The organism is Bacillus sp. ISL-7 (genome assembly GCF_018613065.1).
On record NZ_JAGGQW010000087.1, the window covers coordinates 1 to 16,525 of the forward strand.

The 16,525-nt window shown below is 37.5% G+C and carries 15 protein-coding genes and 1 tRNA gene; 12 read left to right on the forward strand and 4 right to left on the reverse strand.

Features of this window, described 5'->3' with window-relative positions:
• Together J7E66_RS28875 and J7E66_RS28880 are read left to right on the forward strand one after the other, a co-directional pair.
• On the forward strand, positions 1-545 hold a 545-nt coding region (locus tag J7E66_RS28875), incomplete at its 5' end, for an IS3 family transposase (protein WP_215006731.1).
• A gap of 130 nt (positions 546-675) precedes the next feature.
• Positions 676-1,323 carry an ABC transporter substrate-binding protein gene (locus J7E66_RS28880; protein ID WP_308162624.1) on the forward strand — a complete coding sequence of 216 codons (648 nt, stop codon included), beginning with the start codon at positions 676-678 and terminating at the stop codon, positions 1,321-1,323.
• Positions 1,324-1,505: 182 nt separating this feature from the next.
• On the opposite strand, the gene J7E66_RS28885 is transcribed toward J7E66_RS28880, so the two are convergent.
• Positions 1,506-1,748 (reverse strand): glutaredoxin family protein, encoded by a 243-nt coding sequence (locus tag J7E66_RS28885; RefSeq protein ID WP_215006734.1) that lies wholly within the window; start codon positions 1,746-1,748, stop codon positions 1,506-1,508.
• 487 nt (positions 1,749-2,235) lie between these two features.
• Here J7E66_RS28885 and sstT point away from each other — a divergent pair, with 487 nt between their 5' ends.
• Together sstT and glnA are read left to right on the forward strand one after the other, a co-directional pair.
• Positions 2,236-3,513, forward strand: a complete 1,278-nt coding sequence (gene sstT, locus J7E66_RS28890; protein WP_374103898.1) for a serine/threonine transporter SstT — start codon at positions 2,236-2,238, stop codon at positions 3,511-3,513.
• 342 nt (positions 3,514-3,855) lie between these two features.
• On the forward strand, positions 3,856-5,220 hold the full coding sequence (gene glnA, locus J7E66_RS28895) for a type I glutamate--ammonia ligase (RefSeq protein ID WP_215006740.1): 1,365 nt from the start codon (positions 3,856-3,858) through the stop codon (positions 5,218-5,220).
• 162 nt (positions 5,221-5,382) lie between these two features.
• On the opposite strand, the gene J7E66_RS28900 is transcribed toward glnA, so the two are convergent.
• Positions 5,383-5,616, reverse strand: a complete 234-nt coding sequence (locus J7E66_RS28900) for an ABC transporter (protein ID WP_215006743.1) — start codon at positions 5,614-5,616, stop codon at positions 5,383-5,385.
• 245 nt (positions 5,617-5,861) lie between these two features.
• Here J7E66_RS28900 and J7E66_RS28905 point away from each other — a divergent pair, with 245 nt between their 5' ends.
• The 5 genes from J7E66_RS28905 to J7E66_RS28925 all read left to right on the forward strand — a co-directional run bounded on the left by J7E66_RS28905 (position 5,862) and on the right by J7E66_RS28925 (position 12,417).
• Positions 5,862-6,935: an NAD(P)H-dependent flavin oxidoreductase gene (locus J7E66_RS28905; RefSeq protein WP_215006746.1), complete on the forward strand. Its 1,074-nt coding sequence runs from the start codon at positions 5,862-5,864 to the stop codon at positions 6,933-6,935.
• Between the two features lie 143 nt (positions 6,936-7,078).
• Entirely contained in the window at positions 7,079-8,029 is a 951-nt protein-coding gene (locus J7E66_RS28910; RefSeq protein ID WP_215006749.1) for a ribose-phosphate diphosphokinase, read from the forward strand.
• 272 nt (positions 8,030-8,301) lie between these two features.
• Positions 8,302-9,864: an acetate--CoA ligase gene (locus J7E66_RS28915; protein WP_215006752.1), complete on the forward strand. Its 1,563-nt coding sequence runs from the start codon at positions 8,302-8,304 to the stop codon at positions 9,862-9,864.
• A gap of 152 nt (positions 9,865-10,016) precedes the next feature.
• A complete protein-coding gene (locus J7E66_RS28920; protein WP_215006756.1) occupies positions 10,017-11,411 on the forward strand; it encodes an MATE family efflux transporter in 1,395 nt (464 codons plus the stop codon).
• Positions 11,412-11,496: 85 nt separating this feature from the next.
• Entirely contained in the window at positions 11,497-12,417 is a 921-nt protein-coding gene (locus tag J7E66_RS28925) for a carbohydrate kinase family protein (protein WP_215006759.1), read from the forward strand.
• A gap of 545 nt (positions 12,418-12,962) precedes the next feature.
• Here J7E66_RS28925 and J7E66_RS28930 read toward each other — a convergent pair.
• Positions 12,963-13,049: transfer RNA gene (locus J7E66_RS28930), tRNA-OTHER, on the reverse strand.
• Between the two features lie 162 nt (positions 13,050-13,211).
• On the opposite strand from J7E66_RS28930, the gene purU reads away from it, so the two are divergent.
• From purU to J7E66_RS28945, 3 genes are all read left to right on the forward strand, one after another.
• Entirely contained in the window at positions 13,212-14,111 is a 900-nt protein-coding gene (purU, locus tag J7E66_RS28935) for a formyltetrahydrofolate deformylase (protein ID WP_215006762.1), read from the forward strand.
• Between the two features lie 158 nt (positions 14,112-14,269).
• Positions 14,270-14,476 (forward strand): CDGSH iron-sulfur domain-containing protein, encoded by a 207-nt coding sequence (locus J7E66_RS28940; protein WP_215006765.1) that lies wholly within the window; start codon positions 14,270-14,272, stop codon positions 14,474-14,476.
• A gap of 286 nt (positions 14,477-14,762) precedes the next feature.
• Entirely contained in the window at positions 14,763-15,185 is a 423-nt protein-coding gene (locus tag J7E66_RS28945; protein ID WP_215006768.1) for an SRPBCC family protein, read from the forward strand.
• Between the two features lie 438 nt (positions 15,186-15,623).
• On the opposite strand, the gene J7E66_RS28950 is transcribed toward J7E66_RS28945, so the two are convergent.
• Positions 15,624-16,316 carry a Dph6-related ATP pyrophosphatase gene (locus tag J7E66_RS28950; protein WP_215006772.1) on the reverse strand — a complete coding sequence of 231 codons (693 nt, stop codon included), beginning with the start codon at positions 16,314-16,316 and terminating at the stop codon, positions 15,624-15,626.
• Between the last annotated feature and the right edge of the window lie 209 nt (positions 16,317-16,525).

Here is a 16,525-nt window from a genome sequence, read left to right on the forward strand (position 1 = left end):
GGGAAGTTGGTAAAACCGCACCGAATATTTTGGATCGTAATTTCGAAGCAGAAAATCCAAATGAGAAGTGGGTTACCGATATTACAGAGTTTAAATTATTTGGTGAGAAACTCTATCTATCTCCTATATTAGATTTATTTAACGGTGAAATCATTACCTTTACGATTGATTCAAGACCAAGATATTCACTTGTTAAAAACATGCTGGACCAGGCAGTTGAACGACTAACTGATAAGGGCAAGTTGCTTATTCACTCGGATCAAGGGTGGCATTACAGAATGCCCCAGTACCAACATGCACTAAAACAACTTAACATCACGCAGAGTATGTCGCGTAAAGGAAACTGTTACGATAACGCAGTAATGGAGAACTTTTTTGGTATCTTAAAATCAGAATTTTTATATACACAAGAGTTTGAAGATGTTGAACAATTTAAACAAGAATTAGCAATTTATATCGATTATTACAATAAAAAACGAATTAAGACAAAATTAAAAGGTTTGAGTCCGGTGCAATACCGTACTCAAACCCTAGTAGCTGCTTAATTAAATTACCTGTCTAACTTTTCGGGGTCACTTCATGTCCGGTCAGTTTAATTTTAGGGATTTATTTTTTGTGAAATATTTCACAAAATGTTCAATAATAGGGCGGATAGGATAATGATTTACGAAGGATATTCCAATATTGTTAACCGCCATTACTGATCCACTCGGGGCCGAACTTGTCAAAAGTCTGGAAAAGCCAGGCGGGAATGCGACAGGCACATCTGATACGCACCCAGATGCGATAAAGAATACGATTGCTGCAATTAAAACATTTTTCCCCGATGCCAAGAAGGTAGGCATCATACATAACAATGGTGAACCCAACTCTGTTGTAAATGTTAAACACGCGAAAACCGCATTAGAGGCAGCAGGGCTGGAGGCGGTTGAAACAACCATAACTGCTAGTTCCGAAGTAAAACAAGCAGCCGAGTCAATGGTAGGGCGTGCGGACGTATTATACATTCCAAAGGACAACACCGTTGTTTCCGCCCTAGAATCGGTTATAACTGTAGCCAACGCCCAAAATATCCCAACCTTTGTCGGTGAAGGCGATTCTGTAAAACGTGGAACCTTCTCATCTTATGGATTTGACTATCACGATCTAGGATACTCTACCGGAAAAATGGCTGTGGAAATTCTTAAAGGAAAGAAACCTAACGAAATTCCAGTTGGCTTCCCGGAAAACCTTGAGCTGTTTATCAACAAAAAAGGAGCTAAGGAGGAAGGAATCAAATTAACAGAGGAGATGCTGAAGAACGCGAAGATAGTAGGAGAATGAAATCTATATTTCTTTATAACTGAGAGGTTCCTTGGAAAGGAAATATATTTCTCAAAAAGCACTTGCTCGTGTTAGTTAAAGGTTACCGTTTTGAGGTTCACGAATACAAATTGACTCACGAAATGGCATGCGAATTGACGCATGCCATTTTTTTGTTATATAGCTTTAACTTATTACAGACATTAAACCCCAAATAATTCAGCGAATTTAGCTTGATCAAATCCTAGGATGAACTCTTCATTATCTTGGTCTTTGATAACAGTTACTGGTGTAGCAGAAGCACCTAGTTCAATAAGTTCTTGCAGATATTGCTCGTTTTTACGAATATCTTTTTCTTCAAACTCAATCCCATTTTCTTTTAACCATAGCTTTTCCGCATGACAAGGTGGGCACGTCTCTTGGGAATAAATAATCACTTTTTTCATTTTACGACCTCCACTTCATAATAGTCATTCTACACTGAATTCTCTTTTCGTGTGTAATTTATAATCTTTAGTTCAATATTCAACGGAATATATATTTAATAAAACTCGAACGTTATTTAACGTTTTTTTATTAACGTTCGTGTTTTACCTTAAAAAATTACTTGATTCATAGAAATTAATAAGTTAATATAGTCAAATAACAAACAATGTGAATGAGGTGAAAAAATCTTAATCTCAAGAAAAGAAGTGTGGCAGGATATTTAGTGAAAAATCACAGCTTTGAATTATTACTATTACTCTTTTTATTTACGCTGGATCATCAGAGGCACTCATATTTTAGAGCAGTGGCTTATTTGTATTATTTACTACATTTAACAAAAAATAATACTATTGTAATATGTCTAAATATTCTTTATAATACTATTTGTTGGATAATAATTCAGTTGAGTAAGTGGAGAGTGAACATGCACATCTAAATAGACAATGAATGTTGCAATATTATCTTAAACAAGTGGGGGAATATATCTTGAAAAAACTATTGAATAAGTGGAATCATATGAGTCTGGTAAAACAAATAATTGTAGGTTTGATTATTGGTATTATCCTGGCGGTTACGATCCCAGAAGTAGCAAAACCCGTTGTAATTTTAGGTTCTTTATTTGTAGGTGCATTAAAAGCAATAGCACCAGTGCTGGTACTTTTCTTGGTTATGGCAGCCATAGCTCAACATAAGAGTGGTCATAAAACAAATATGAAAACTGTTATTGTTCTTTATCTTTTAGGGACGTTTTTAGCAGGATTTACTGCGGTTATTGTAAGCTTTATTTTTCCTGTAAGCTTAACACTTGCAAAGGGTGCTGAGGAGTTGGCGGCTCCTGGTGGTGTGGTAGAGGTACTCAAAGCATTACTGATGAACGTTGTGGATAACCCAGTGAAGGCTATTTTTAATGCGAACTATATCGGTATTCTAGCTTGGGCTATAGTCCTTGGTGTGGCTTTAAAGAATGCCCCGGATACGACAAAAACAATGATTTCTAATTTTTCAGATGCCGTATCCAAAGTAGTTACATGGGTCATTAAGCTTGCACCATTTGGAATCATGGGTCTAGTTATTGAGTCTATTACTACAAATGGAATTGAATCTTTACTAAGTTATGGAAAATTACTTTTAGTTTTGATTGGCTGCATGATCTTTGTGGCACTAGTTGTTAATCCAATCATTGTGTTTGTTGCCATTCGTCAGAACCCATACCCGCTTGTTTTTAAGTGCATAAGGGAAAGTGGTATTACAGCATTCTTTACACGCAGCTCGGCTGCGAACATTCCAGTCAATATGAGATTATGTGAAAAACTAGGATTAGATAAGGATACCTATTCTGTATCAATTCCACTAGGCGCCACCGTCAATATGGCTGGTGCAGCAGTTACGATTTCTGTTTTGACACTTGCAGCGGTTCATACATTAGGAATTCAAGTGGATATACCTACAGCAATCATCCTCAGCGTACTCTCAGCTGTATGTGCTTGCGGTGCTTCAGGGGTTGCTGGTGGTTCCTTATTGCTTATTCCTCTGGCATGCAGCTTATTTGGAATTCCAGCTGATGTGGCTATGCAAGTAGTTGGGGTGGGCTTTATCATCGGAGTTTTACAAGACTCTTTTGAAACGGCACTGAACTCATCCACAGACGTACTATTCACAGCGACTGCTGAATTTAATAAGATGCGTAAAGAAGGAAAAAACATAGATATCCAAAAGGCATCATAATAAAGTAAAAACCCTCTTTCAGCGGATAGAGGGTTTTTGCTTTATTATATGACATATTTCTTATCCAAGGAAAATGGTCAACCTATTACATACTCTAATAGCTCGTGTTAGACACCTTTTTTGAAATGCTTATTATACATATTTTTGTATATTTATAAATCAGAAGACCCATGCAGATGGAAAAAACTATCTTCTAATGCCTAAAATATGAAAACGCTTACTAAAAAAACAGCATAAATATTCAAAAAATTTACTAAAAAAGATTGTCAAACTACGTTTTTTAAAATATAATCTATTTATTGATGTAACAAAATATAACATGAAATTGCGAGGTAATATAACATGACAAAAACATTCATTTCAAACGCACCTGCAGTTGCAACAACTTTTGAACAAATTAAAGAAACGATTAACGAAAAAAGTGTTGAACTATTACACTTGCAATTTGTCGATATAGAAGGGATCTTAAAGCACGTTACGGTAACAGTTGAACAACTAGAAGATGTCGTAGAGGGTAAAATGATGTTTGATGGTTCTTCGATTAAAGGTTTTTCACCAATTAATAAATCGGACCTTTATCTGCAACCAGATTTAACTACTTTTGCGGTTCTTCCTTGGACAGTTGAAGAGGGGTATGCGGAAGCACGTTTCTTATGTTCTGTTAAGAACCCAGACGGTACACTGTTTGAAGGAGATACAAGAAATGTGCTGAAGAAAACTGTGGATCGTGCTGCCGATCATGGTTACACCATTTCAGTTGGTCCTGAGTTAGAGTTTTTCCTTTTTAAAACGGATGAAAATGGGTATGCAACGCAAGAACTTAGTGATAAAGCAGGCTATTTCGAGCCATCTCCACATGATCTTGGCGAGCGCGTTCGTTTAGAAATTTACCGTGCCTTAAAAGCAATGGGCTTTACGATTGAAGCATCTCACCACGAAGTTGCAGAAGGACAACATGAAATTAACTTTAAGTATGCTGATGTATTAACGGCAGCTGACCTATCAACTACGTATAAATGGGTCGTCAAGACGGTTGCGAAGAAATTCGGTTTGCACGCTACATTTATGCCGAAACCAGTATTTGGAATCAACGGTTCTGGAATGCATGTCAACATGTCTTTCTTTGAAGGAAGCGAAAATGCCTTCTTCGATCCTTCAGATGAGTTACAATTGTCGGAAAAAGCCTACCAATTTATTGCTGGTGTGCTAGAAAACGTGAAGAGCTTTACGGCTGTAACAAACCCGCTAGTAAACTCTTACAAGCGTTTAGTGCCAGGCTATGAAGCACCTTGTTATATCGCTTGGTCTGCTTCTAACCGTTCAGCACTAATTCGTATTCCAGCCAAGAAAGGTTTGGCGACACGTGTGGAATTACGCTGTCCAGATCCATCCGCAAACCCTTACTTAACGTTTGCTGTTATTGCTGCAGCAGGTTTAGATGGAATTGAACAAGGATTAGAAGCGCCAGCTCCAATTAATGAGGATATCTTCCATATGACGGAAGAGGAAAGAGCCTTCCGGGGTATTGATAACCTGCCTGGTAGCTTAGCAGAGTCAATCAAAGCATTAGAATCAGGTGAGATTGCTGCTAAAACACTAGGAGAGCATGTATACAGCGAGTATGTCTCATTGAAGAAATCAGAATGGGATAGCTACCGTACAGCAGTTCACTCATGGGAAATCGATAACTATCATACAAAATTCTAATTTAAGAAGCGGGACAACAGGACTGATAAAAGCCCTAGTTGCCCGCTTTTTTTATTTTATAAAAATAATGAAAAGAACAGCCTCTAATAAGAGACTGTCATCCAGTATTGGTTTCTTGCACAAAATTTATTATTCCAAGCTAGATTAATCCTGAATGCTATTTCACTTACAGTGATGCCATGCCTTCTTAAATAGGCATAATCCGAAGATAAGGAATGCAAGGAAGCCAATTAAAGCGATAAGGAAGTTTAGAACGGTAACAAATAATCCGGTTAGGCCGATTACTCCAAGCAAGATAGTCACCCAGCCCAATTCTACAAACAATAACCAAATAACACCTGTTAAAAATCCAAGAAAAATCCCAAAAATGCCACAGGAACAATGGTTATGACCCATCTGATTTCACCTCCTGTCTATTTATGGTTGTTCGATATTAATGTATGCAGTTGCTTGACAACTTGTTTATGCAAACACGAAAAGCGGGCTCAAAGAAGGCGCTAATAAAAAGTTTCTGACACTTTTGCACTAATTGTGTTTATATAGTAGTAGAGGAAAACGTTATTGGGATTGGGCCGAAAGAATACTATCCCTTCATACATAACGAACAATAAAATGGATTGTTAGGAGAAAGGAAGATTTCTATGCATTTAAACACAAAACTATGTGACCTACTGGATATTGCCTATCCAATTATCCAAGCTGGAATGGCTGGAGGTCCTACAACCGTGGATCTTGTTGCTAGTGTATCTAACGCTGGTGGGTTAGGGACTTTGGGTGCGGCCTATATGAAACCGGAGGAAATAAGAAAAGCTATCAGGGAAATTAAGGATCGGACAACAAAGCCATTTGCCGTGAACTTGTTTTGTACAAATTTGAAAGATCAATATGAAGGAGTCGAAGAGTCACAGAAGGTACTTAATGACATTAGAGGGAAATTAGGGATCGAATTCACTGAACAACAAGTCGTAACGAACAACTTTTTTGAGGAACAGTTTGAAGTATTAATCGATGAAAACGTACCTGTCATTTCAACTGCATTCGGTGTCCTTCCCAAAGATAAAATGACAGTCGCAAAGCAACATAACATCATCATTACTACCATGGTAACAACCGTTCGTGAAGCGAAACTTGCTGAGGATAGTGGGGTAGATATCATTATTGCCCAAGGGAGTGACGCTGGTGGTCATCGAGGAACTTTTGAAATTGAAAAAAACACCCATGGTGCAGCAATCGGAACCTTTTCACTTGTTCCTCAGATCGTGGATGCTGTTACGGTGCCGGTTGTTGCTGCAGGGGGAATTATGGATAGTCGCGGCCTAGTTGCCTCCTTAGCTTTAGGTGCGCAGGGGGTGCAAATGGAGACCGCTTTCTTAACGACCCTTGAGTCGGGAGCACATCCTGTATATAAACAATCACTAATCAACAGTACAGAAGAAAGTACGGTTATCACGAAAGTATTTTCCGGCCGTCCAGCGAGGGGAATCAACAATGCTTTTATTCAAACGTACCATGACGCCAATATCTCTCCAGCTGATTTCCCAACCCAAAATACCCTGACAAATGATATTCGTAGAGAAGCAGCTTTGCAAAATAATCCCGAATATATGTCATTATGGGCAGGTCAGGCAACAAGACTATTACAAAACGAAGTATTCGCTAGTAAAATTATCCATGATTTAGTTACAGGTGCCACACGTTTACTATCTTTCAAATAGTTTGGGACAAACCATGCTTCTAAAACTCGTTGAAAAAAGAGTATGGATATTTAGAATTCCTACCATTGTAGCGTTGAATATAGTAAAATAAGTGAGGATTAAAAAATTAACTACAGAAATTGAAATAGTGTGGAGGATCTAAGGTGACATACCAACAAAACAAAAGATTTAAACTTTTTTCATTGAATTCAAATCAAAAGCTAGCAGCAGAGATGGCAGAGCTATTGGGCTGTGAGTTAGGCAAAAGTTCAGTATCTCATTTTAGTGATGGAGAGATTCAAATCCATATAGAAGAAAGTGTTCGAGGCAGTGAAGTATATATCGTTCAATCTACTTCCTACCCTGTTAATGATAATATTTTGGAACTCCTCATTATGATTGATGCCTTAAAAAGAGCATCAGTTGGAGTAATCAATGTTGTCATTCCATACTATGGGTATGGACGGCAGGACAGAAAGGCACGTTCGCGCGAGCCAATTACGGCAAAACTAGTCGCTAACCTTTTAGAAACTACTGGAGCAACTAGAATTCTTACAATGGACCTCCACACATCACAAATTCAAGGTTTCTTTGATATCCCTGTTGAACATCTATATGGTGTTCCAATCCTTGGACAGTATTTTCAGGAAAAGGGATTGGAAGATATTGTTATTGTGGCGCCTCATAACGGCAGTATCGGCAGAGCGAGGAAAGTGGCCAACCTATTACATGCTCCAATTGCTCTGATCGATAAAAGAAGATTTGAAGAAAATAGTGTCGAAACCACTAATGTAGTTGGTAATGTAGAAGGAAAAAATGTGATTATTATTGACGATTTAATTGATACAGGAGAAACTATTGCGTTAGCAGCTAAGGCACTAGCAGAAAATGGGGCTAAAGCGATCTATGCAGGATGTACTCATCCTGTTTTTACAGACAAGGCGATTGAAAAAATTGAAGCATCACCAATTAAGGAATTAGTGGTGACGAATACAATTCAGTTACCTGAAGATAAAGTCATTAGCAAAATCAAAACGATATCTGTTGCTCCATTGCTTGTAGAGGCAATCGATCGGATTCATAATGAAAAAGCAGTAAGTCCGTTATTTGAATAAGTTTATTGTTTGAAGCCAACTATATATTTTGTTGGCTTTTTTATTTGTTAGAGAATCTAGAAAAAGTTTATGACCAGATAATAAACCCTGGTATTGGGCAGGAGTTATAAATCTAAATAATTTACAATGATTTTTAAAATGATATTATTGTAAGAGTGAATATTATTTTAATAGCTTGTTTTAATACCAGATACTAATATCTTTGGGTATTTCTTACAGGCAGAGTTCCATAGGGAACCCACTAATACTATCAAGATTGGAGTTTGATTAAAGTGGAATTGAAATCATTTATCGCACCAGAACACTTTAATTTAGCAAGTGAAATCTCAAAGCATGCCTCAGATAAAATTGCCTTGAGATGGGAAAATGAACTTGGGGAAACAAAAACGATCTCTTATGCTCAGTTAATCACGAAAGCAAATAAACTTGCCAATGGGTTAACTAAATTAGGATTAGAGAAAGGTGATCGGGTTGTCGTAATGACCACTCGTCTCATTGAATCTTATGTCATCTACTTAGCATGTTTAAAGGCAGGGCTTGTCATTAGTCCTACTTCAGAATTGCTTCGGGCAAAGGATTTAGTTTATCGCTTAAATCATTCTGAAGCTAAAGCCGTCATTTCATATTTTGATTTGGTAAAAGAATTTGAAAATATTAACGAGGAAACACCGTTTTTACGATTTAAAATCGCGTTCGGTCAAGAAGTACCCAATTGGCTCTCGTTAGAAGCGTTAATCGAAGAGGAATCAGAAACCTTTATCGATGTAGAAACACTGAGTGAGGATTATGCTTTTTTAGCTTATACATCTGGGACAACCGGGCAGCCAAAAGGGGTTGTCCATAGCCATGGCTGGGGATATGCTCATTTAAGAATTGCCGCTTCAAAATGGCTGAATATTAGTGAAGAGGATCTTGTTTGGGCTACAGCTTCCCCAGGGTGGCAAAAATGGGTCTGGAGTCCATTTTTATCGATATTGGGTTCAGGGGCAACAGGTTTTATCTATCATGGCAGGTTCAAGCCTCATAAATATTTACGGCTTCTTCAAAATAACAAAGTAAATGTTTTATGCTGCACACCTACTGAATATCGGATGATGGCTAAATTAGATGACCTTTCAAACTTCGATCTATCGCCTTTACATACTGCTGTTTCCGCAGGAGAGGCACTTAATCGTGAAGTCATCGATGTGTTTAAAAATCAATTTAACATCCTGATTCGGGATGGGTACGGTCAGACGGAAAGTACGTTACTGATTGCCAATTTAAATGTAGACGAGAAAAAATTAGGCTCAATGGGGCAGCCGCTGTTATCAGAATTTATTGAAGTGGTTGATGAAAATGGCCAACCTGCTCCTGTAAAGGAAGTTGGGACGATTGCGATTAGAAGCGATTTCCCAGCATTATTTAAACAGTATTATAAAAATCCCGAGACAACGGCGGCTTCCTATAATAATCAATACTTTTTAACGGGTGACCGGGCATTTAAAGACGAGGATAACTATTATTGGTTCCAAGGAAGAAAAGATGATGTAATCATCAGCTCTGGCTATACGATTGGTCCTTTTGAAGTGGAAGATGCTTTAATGAAACATAAATCGGTGAAAGAGTGCGCGGTAGTCGCTTTACCGGACCCGATCAGAGGAAACATTGTCAAAGCATTTGTTGTTGTAAAAGAAGGGATTTCCGGTACAGTGGAGCTAACCAAGGAACTGCAGGGATTTGTAAAAAAATTAACGGCGCCATATAAATATCCACGAGTGATTGAATATATCGAGGCACTCCCTAAAACAGATTCAGGAAAAATTCGCCGGATCGAACTTCGAATGCAGCGATAATAGAAAAAAGGCTAATTTGCGATTCTGACAGCACTTGGCGAAAGTCACATTAAAACACTATACTCTCTTCCAATTCGTGGTATAATAATCTAAGTTCATTTTACAAATATTGTCGTTGAATTTCCAAAAATCCATTAAAGAAGTGTCGTGTAATGAATAAATTAGAACTGAATATTAGGCATAGAACGGTATCTATATTAGATAAGTATTTTACTGGCGAATCGATAGATTACAAGAAAATATTTGCAATCATCTTGCCCCTTTTTGTAGACCAGGCCTTTTTAATCTTAATGAGTTTATTAAATACAGCGATGATCAGTTCTGCAGGAGTAGCTGCAGTCAGCGCGGTGAGTATGGTAGATTCATTGAATATTTTCTTGGCCAATGTATTTATTGCTGTGGCAACAGGTGGTACCGTTATTGTGGCCCAATATAAAGGCAGCGGTAACTCAGCGATGGTGTCTAAAACAGCGACCCAAGCGATATCTGCCTGTACCATATTTTCAGTCCTAATCAGCGCTCTTGTAATTATTTTTCATACACCGATCCTAAACATGTTATTTGGTAAAGCGGATGCAGACGTGTTTCAAAACGCAAGAATTTATCTCATCGGCAGCTGTCTTTCATATCCGTTAATCGCGATCTTTCAAGCGGTGACGGGGGCCTTAAGAGGTGTCGGAGAGACAAAACCTTGCTTAAATTTATCATTAACCATGAATTTAATGAATACGATTCTAAATGTTATGCTTATTACGATTTTTAAAATGGGTGTGGAAGGACTCGTGATTTCAACTATTCTAGCACGAGTTTTGGGAATGGTTGCTTCATTAATTTATGTCTTAAAATATAATGAGACGATCCGTTTTCGGATAAAAAGCGCTTTCCGAATAGATATGTCTATTCTCAAGAAAGTGATGTTTATTGGTCTTCCGTTTGCTGCAGAACAGATATTTTTCAATGGTGGAAAACTGTTAACGCAAACGTTTATTGTTCAATTAGGCACCCTTTCAATGACGGTATATGCTATCGGTAATGCCATTGCTTTGTTATATCAAATCGGACCAAATGCACTCGGCATTGCAATTGTTACGATTGTTGGGCAGTGTGTTGGACGAAGGAATATAGAGGACGCTAGGAAATTCATTTATTCTTTGATTGGACTTTCCTCCATCTTCTTTGTTGTTGCAGATCTTATATTATTGCCATTGTTTCCGTTATTGATAAAATTGTTCAACCCACCTGATGAAATTGTTCCAATCATATTTACACTTATCCTGATATCTGCCATTGCCCAGCCAATCTTGTGGTCACCAAGTTTTATTATGCCATCAGCCCTACGAGCAGCTGGCGATTCGAACTTTACTTCGATTGCTTCTTTGCTGTCGATGTGGTTATTACGGGTAGTCCTCGGTTATATTTTAGGTATTACCTTAGGTTTTGGGATTATCGGTGTATGGGTAGCGATGATTGTAGAATGGGGTGCACGTGGAATCATCTTTGGATGGCGATTCAAAGGGAAAAAGTGGTACGCGCATAAACTTGTATAATAAATTCAGATAGAACCTCCTCAACATGCATTTGAGGAGGTTTTTTCATATAATCATCATAGATAATGTTTGAAGGAGGATCATCTTGGATCAACAAGGAGTCATTTCAATAGGAGAAGCATTTGTAGATTTTATTTCAATTGACCGAACCAATACCGAATATAAACAACTATTAGGCGGCGCTACTGTTAACGTGGCCGTCGGTACAAGGCGACTCGGTATCCAAGCATATTATTTATGTAAACTTGGAACCGATGAAATTAGTCAATTTGTAGAACAAGAATTTAGGAAAGAAAATATCAATACGTCATTTTCTGTCCACTCACCGAGTAAAAAGATTTGCGGTGTCTATGTTCATATTAATGCAAGCGGTGAGCGGTATTTCCACATTTACGTCAACGACACTCCAGATGAAGTATTAACTGAAGACGAATTAAGAAGTGGAGTTTTTGAACAGGCGAAGATCTTTTATTTTGGATCAGGAACTCTCTTTCATGAAAAAGCAAAAAAGACAACAGAAGCTGCGCTAAAATATGCCAAAGATTTCAGCAATATGATTGCTTTTGACGCTAATCTTCGTCTAAAGCGCTGGGTAAATGAGCAGCATTGTCGTCAAACAGTTTCTTCTTTCCTTAAATATGCACATCTAGTGAAGCTGGCGGAAGATGAGTTGAACTTTTTAACAGAAACAAATTCAATAGAGGATGGATTAGAAAAAATATCTAAATGGAAGATTCCCTATCTGTTTATAACGATGGGGAGCAAAGGCGCCTGTGCTGTGATAAATGGGAACAAAGTTTTCGTTCCTGCTCCAGCGGTAAATGCCATTGATACAACCGGTGCAGGTGATGCATTTATGTCAGCGCTATTGTATTGTTTTCACGAAAAAGGTATGCCGGTTAAACTATCTCAAATAAAAGAGTACCTTCAATTTGCAAATAGAATAGGAGCTGCAGCGACAACAGAAGTCGGCTCCCTATCTGCTAACTTTAACAATAAAATCTGAAGTGTACGATCAAGTTGAAGGTAACAAAACGCCATTAGTTGCTGAGTCCGATATTGATATGGACTCAGGTTTTTATTATATATTAAATGTTATTGTTGATTTTTTTATGGAGATAAAATGGTAATAATTGGTTCGTTGGCTACGAAAATCTGATAAAAAGTGGAGAAAATGAATCCAACGAGGCCTATTGGCTGCAAAAATCTGATAAAAAGTGGAAAAGATGAATCCAATGAGGCTTATTGGCTACAAAATCTAATAAAAAGTGGAGAAAATGAATCCAACGAGGCCTATTGGCTGCAAAAATCTGATAAAAAGTGGAAAAGATGAATCCAATGAGGCTTATTGGCTACAAAAATCTAATAAAAAGTGAAGAAAATGAATCCAATGAGGCCTATTGGATACAATAATTTGATAAAAACTCCAAAAATGATTCCAAGAACATTTATTGTCAACTTCTAATCTGAAAAAATACCATAAGGAGAGGAGCTAGCCTAGTGGGGGAATTATTTTTATGAAAAAATATGAATTTGGGAGGTAGTTTATATAGGACTTGGTGGGATTTAAACCCACAAAACACATTGCAACCTTTGTGTAAGGGCTGCAAGTTGCTCTATTCATTGAGCTACAAGTCCTATCTATAATATGTACCAAAAAGAAGTTATTATTCCTTAGTTATAACAAAATTTTTTAGTAAACTATGCTAGTGTTGCGCAGTTAGCAATTTTCAAAATAATGATTAACTATTAACTCCATCTAATGTATAATATTTTCAACAATGATAGAGAGGAATTACCATGAACTCATATATAAAAGAACAAATTGAAGTGTTTCAAGAAAAAAATCAGAATCGTGGATGCCTTTTAGTTAGCTGCCCAGATCAACCTGGCATAGTTGCGGCGATATCAAAGTTTTTGTTTTCCTATAATGCAAATATTATTGAATCCAGTCAGTATTCCACCAATCCAGAGGGTGGCACCTTTTTCATTCGGATTGAATTTGAATGCCCGGGACTAAAGAATAAAGCAAAGGACATGGAGACTCAGTTTGCTGAAATCGTTAAGGAGTTTTCGATGGAATGGAGTTTTACGCATGTTTATCATGTGAAAAAAGCGGCAATCTTTGTATCAAAAGAACTTCATTGTTTGCTCGAGCTTTTGTGGGAATGGCAAAGTGGAGACCTAATGGCTGACATAGCCCTTGTTATCAGTAATCATGAAACAGCAAGAGAGGTTGTCGAAGGACTAAACATCCCGTTTTATTACGTTCCAGCCAATAAAGATATTCGTGGACAAGCCGAAGCAACGCAACTTAAGCTACTAAAAGAGTATGACATTGATTTTGTGGTATTGGCCCGATATATGCAAATCTTGTCACCGAAATTTGTCGAAGAAAATCCCAACAAAATTATTAATATTCACCACTCCTTTTTACCAGCCTTTGTGGGTGCAAGACCCTATGAACGAGCTTTTGACCGCGGTGTAAAATTAATCGGTGCTACTTCTCATTATGTGACCAATGACCTGGATGAGGGACCTATTATCGAACAGGATATCAGTCGGGTCGATCATCATGACAATGTGGACAGTCTTAAGAAAATTGGCCGTAGAATTGAAAGAAGCGTATTGGCTCGAGCGGTAAAATGGCATATTGAAGACCGTATTATCGTTCATCAAAATAAAACCATTGTTTTCTAGTAAATCCCTTTAATAGGGATTTTTTTCTGTCCAATCATTAGATTGGGCTATTTATGTGAGATTTTTAAAAATGGTTAAATCCATTTTTTTCAATCAAAAACTAGGACTATTGGAAAGCATCGTGAATATATATTTATAAACCTAGGGGGATGTGGAATATGGATAATCAAATTAAGATTAACGATAATGGTCCACTAGCTGTAAGTGGGGATTTTCAAATCATGGATGCAGAAGGAAATGAATATCCGAAGAAGGCAAAAGTTTATCTTTGCCGTTGTGGACTTTCCAACAAAAAGCCGTTTTGTGATGGATCACATAAGAAAGGCGGATTTGAAAGCAGTCCAAGAGTGACTGGCGGAAATTAATGTTGTCAGGCACTACTCTTTCCCGGGCTTTGTAGCACTATTGGATTTTGTAGGGTGCAGCCAGGATGGGCGAACACATCTTGGCTGTTTTTATTTTATCAAAAAGCAGCGTAAAACCCCTAGCTTTAGATATGGAGAATATAAGCTGTATTTATATTCCAAAACTGTTTATTGCGGACATGGTGAATAGCTGATAATATATTATCAGGTATGTGTCACCATGAAGTATGTACGCCAAAGGAATTCAACTTAATAACTAAGTGTATTATGAGAGGCGGTAAATAAAATGACAACAGGTAATAATGAGAAAATAACGGTAAAAGCAACAGTTCATGCACCCGTAGAAAAAGTGTGGGAATATTGGACAGAGCCGAATCATATAACGAAATGGAACAATGCTTCAGATGACTGGCACACGCCAATTGCTGAAAATGATTTAACGGTTGGCGGTAAATTTCTCACAAGAATGGAAGCAAAAGATGGCAGTTTTGGCTTTGATTTTGGTGGGATTTATGATGAAGTGAAATTAAATGAGGCTATTTCTTATACCATGGGGGATGGAAGAAAAGTTGATATTACTTTTAAAGGTCATGGAAATGAAACCCAGGTAATCGAAACTTTTGATGCAGAAACCACCAATTCAATTGAGATGCAACAAGCAGGATGGCAGGCCATTTTAGATAATTTTAAAAAATATAGCGAGCAATAATCAAATCGAAAAGATTGTTTTCAAGTGAATCGGATAGGGGTTCTAAAAGATCACAGCATTCATACGTCGAATAAAGGGAGAGAATCAGTTTAAGGCTGATTTTCTCCTTTTTTATTTTAGGCTTGTTGTTCTTATGGACATACGATATCCTTATGGAGTTTTATCTAAGGAAAAGCTATTTTTTTGCGAATAAATCTAAAACTTGGTTAAAACGAATGGTAAACCGTGTCCATGACCTTCTTCTAGTTGAGTTCAGACGCTTAAAAGCTTCATTAGTAATCTTATGAAGGACAAATCTCTGGTTCCTGTGGCGCCTTTTGTCCATCATACGGCTTATGAAAGACAAATCTCTTGCTCCTGAGGAGAGTTTTGTCCTTCATACCACTAATAAAGGACATTTCCCTTGCTCTTTCTCTGTTCTCTATGGTACCAGCTTTTTCAACAATGTCGGGCACCACTTTCAATAAGTCGATAACTCCTAAATTCTAGTTTCTTTGTGGTTTCCAGTTGGATTAATTCTCCATGTTCCAATTGAATCCTCTTTGAAAATAATGGTCCATCATATACAAAGGTATGATATTCACCGGATTCTCCCATCGGACAAATAGTAGTCTGTTGAACATCCTGTAGGAACGATTCATCTATGATTCTACCAAGCCACGTGTCATCTAATACATCTTCCCGTACGCGGATCACGATTGCTTCATAACCAGAATGGACAAACCTATCCAATGATTGTAAAGAAGCTTCCTTTTTCATCCATAGTGGATACAGGGCATCGACATCTGCAGCGATAGCGACTTTTTCTCCCCATTCCCTGTGTTCATCTAAATATAGATCCCCGTAAGCTATTCCCGTTACATTATATTGATTTTTTAAGGAAAGCACTTCTTCGACAAATTGACTTGTATAGTTTTCGTATGTACATTCGATAAAATGAACAGTTAGGTTTAAAGCTTCACCTTGTAGTTTTATCATTTCTGTTCGCTCTCCATGGCCAAATGTTCGCCCAAGTTCTTTGGGAACAGTTGTAACTAAGCAAACAACCTCAAATCCCTGCGAAATTAGAGTATCCAAGGCCATGCAACAATCCTTTCCGCCACTCCAAGATAAAGCGATTTGTTTTTTCAAAATTCCCCATCTCCCCATTAATCACATTTTCATTGTTTGTAATAATGATATTTTATCATAAAGATAAACATACTGTTTTCGGTAATGGACATCCAAGGTAAAAGATTGTGTGATACTTGTTTGCATTATACAATTTTAAATAATTTATTCAAAAAAGTATAAAAATTGTCAATCATCTGATATAACTGAACTATCAAGAAATTTTACTG

Excerpts from the sequence above, each read along its gene's own strand:
- purU (WP_215006762.1), top strand. The coding sequence starts at position 13,212 with ATGAACTCATATATAAAAGAACAAATTGAAGTGTTTCAAGAAAAAAAT.
- J7E66_RS28920 (WP_215006756.1), top strand. The coding sequence starts at position 10,017 with ATGAATAAATTAGAACTGAATATTAGGCATAGAACGGTATCTATATTA.
- J7E66_RS28905 (WP_215006746.1), top strand. The coding sequence starts at position 5,862 with ATGCATTTAAACACAAAACTATGTGACCTACTGGATATTGCCTATCCA.
- J7E66_RS28885 (WP_215006734.1), bottom strand. The coding sequence starts at position 1,748 with ATGAAAAAAGTGATTATTTATTCCCAAGAGACGTGCCCACCTTGTCAT.
- sstT (WP_374103898.1), top strand. The coding sequence starts at position 2,236 with ATGTTGCAATATTATCTTAAACAAGTGGGGGAATATATCTTGAAAAAA.
- J7E66_RS28945 (WP_215006768.1), top strand. The coding sequence starts at position 14,763 with ATGACAACAGGTAATAATGAGAAAATAACGGTAAAAGCAACAGTTCAT.
- glnA (WP_215006740.1), top strand. The coding sequence starts at position 3,856 with ATGACAAAAACATTCATTTCAAACGCACCTGCAGTTGCAACAACTTTT.
- J7E66_RS28900 (WP_215006743.1), bottom strand. The coding sequence starts at position 5,616 with ATGGGTCATAACCATTGTTCCTGTGGCATTTTTGGGATTTTTCTTGGA.
- J7E66_RS28940 (WP_215006765.1), top strand. The coding sequence starts at position 14,270 with ATGGATAATCAAATTAAGATTAACGATAATGGTCCACTAGCTGTAAGT.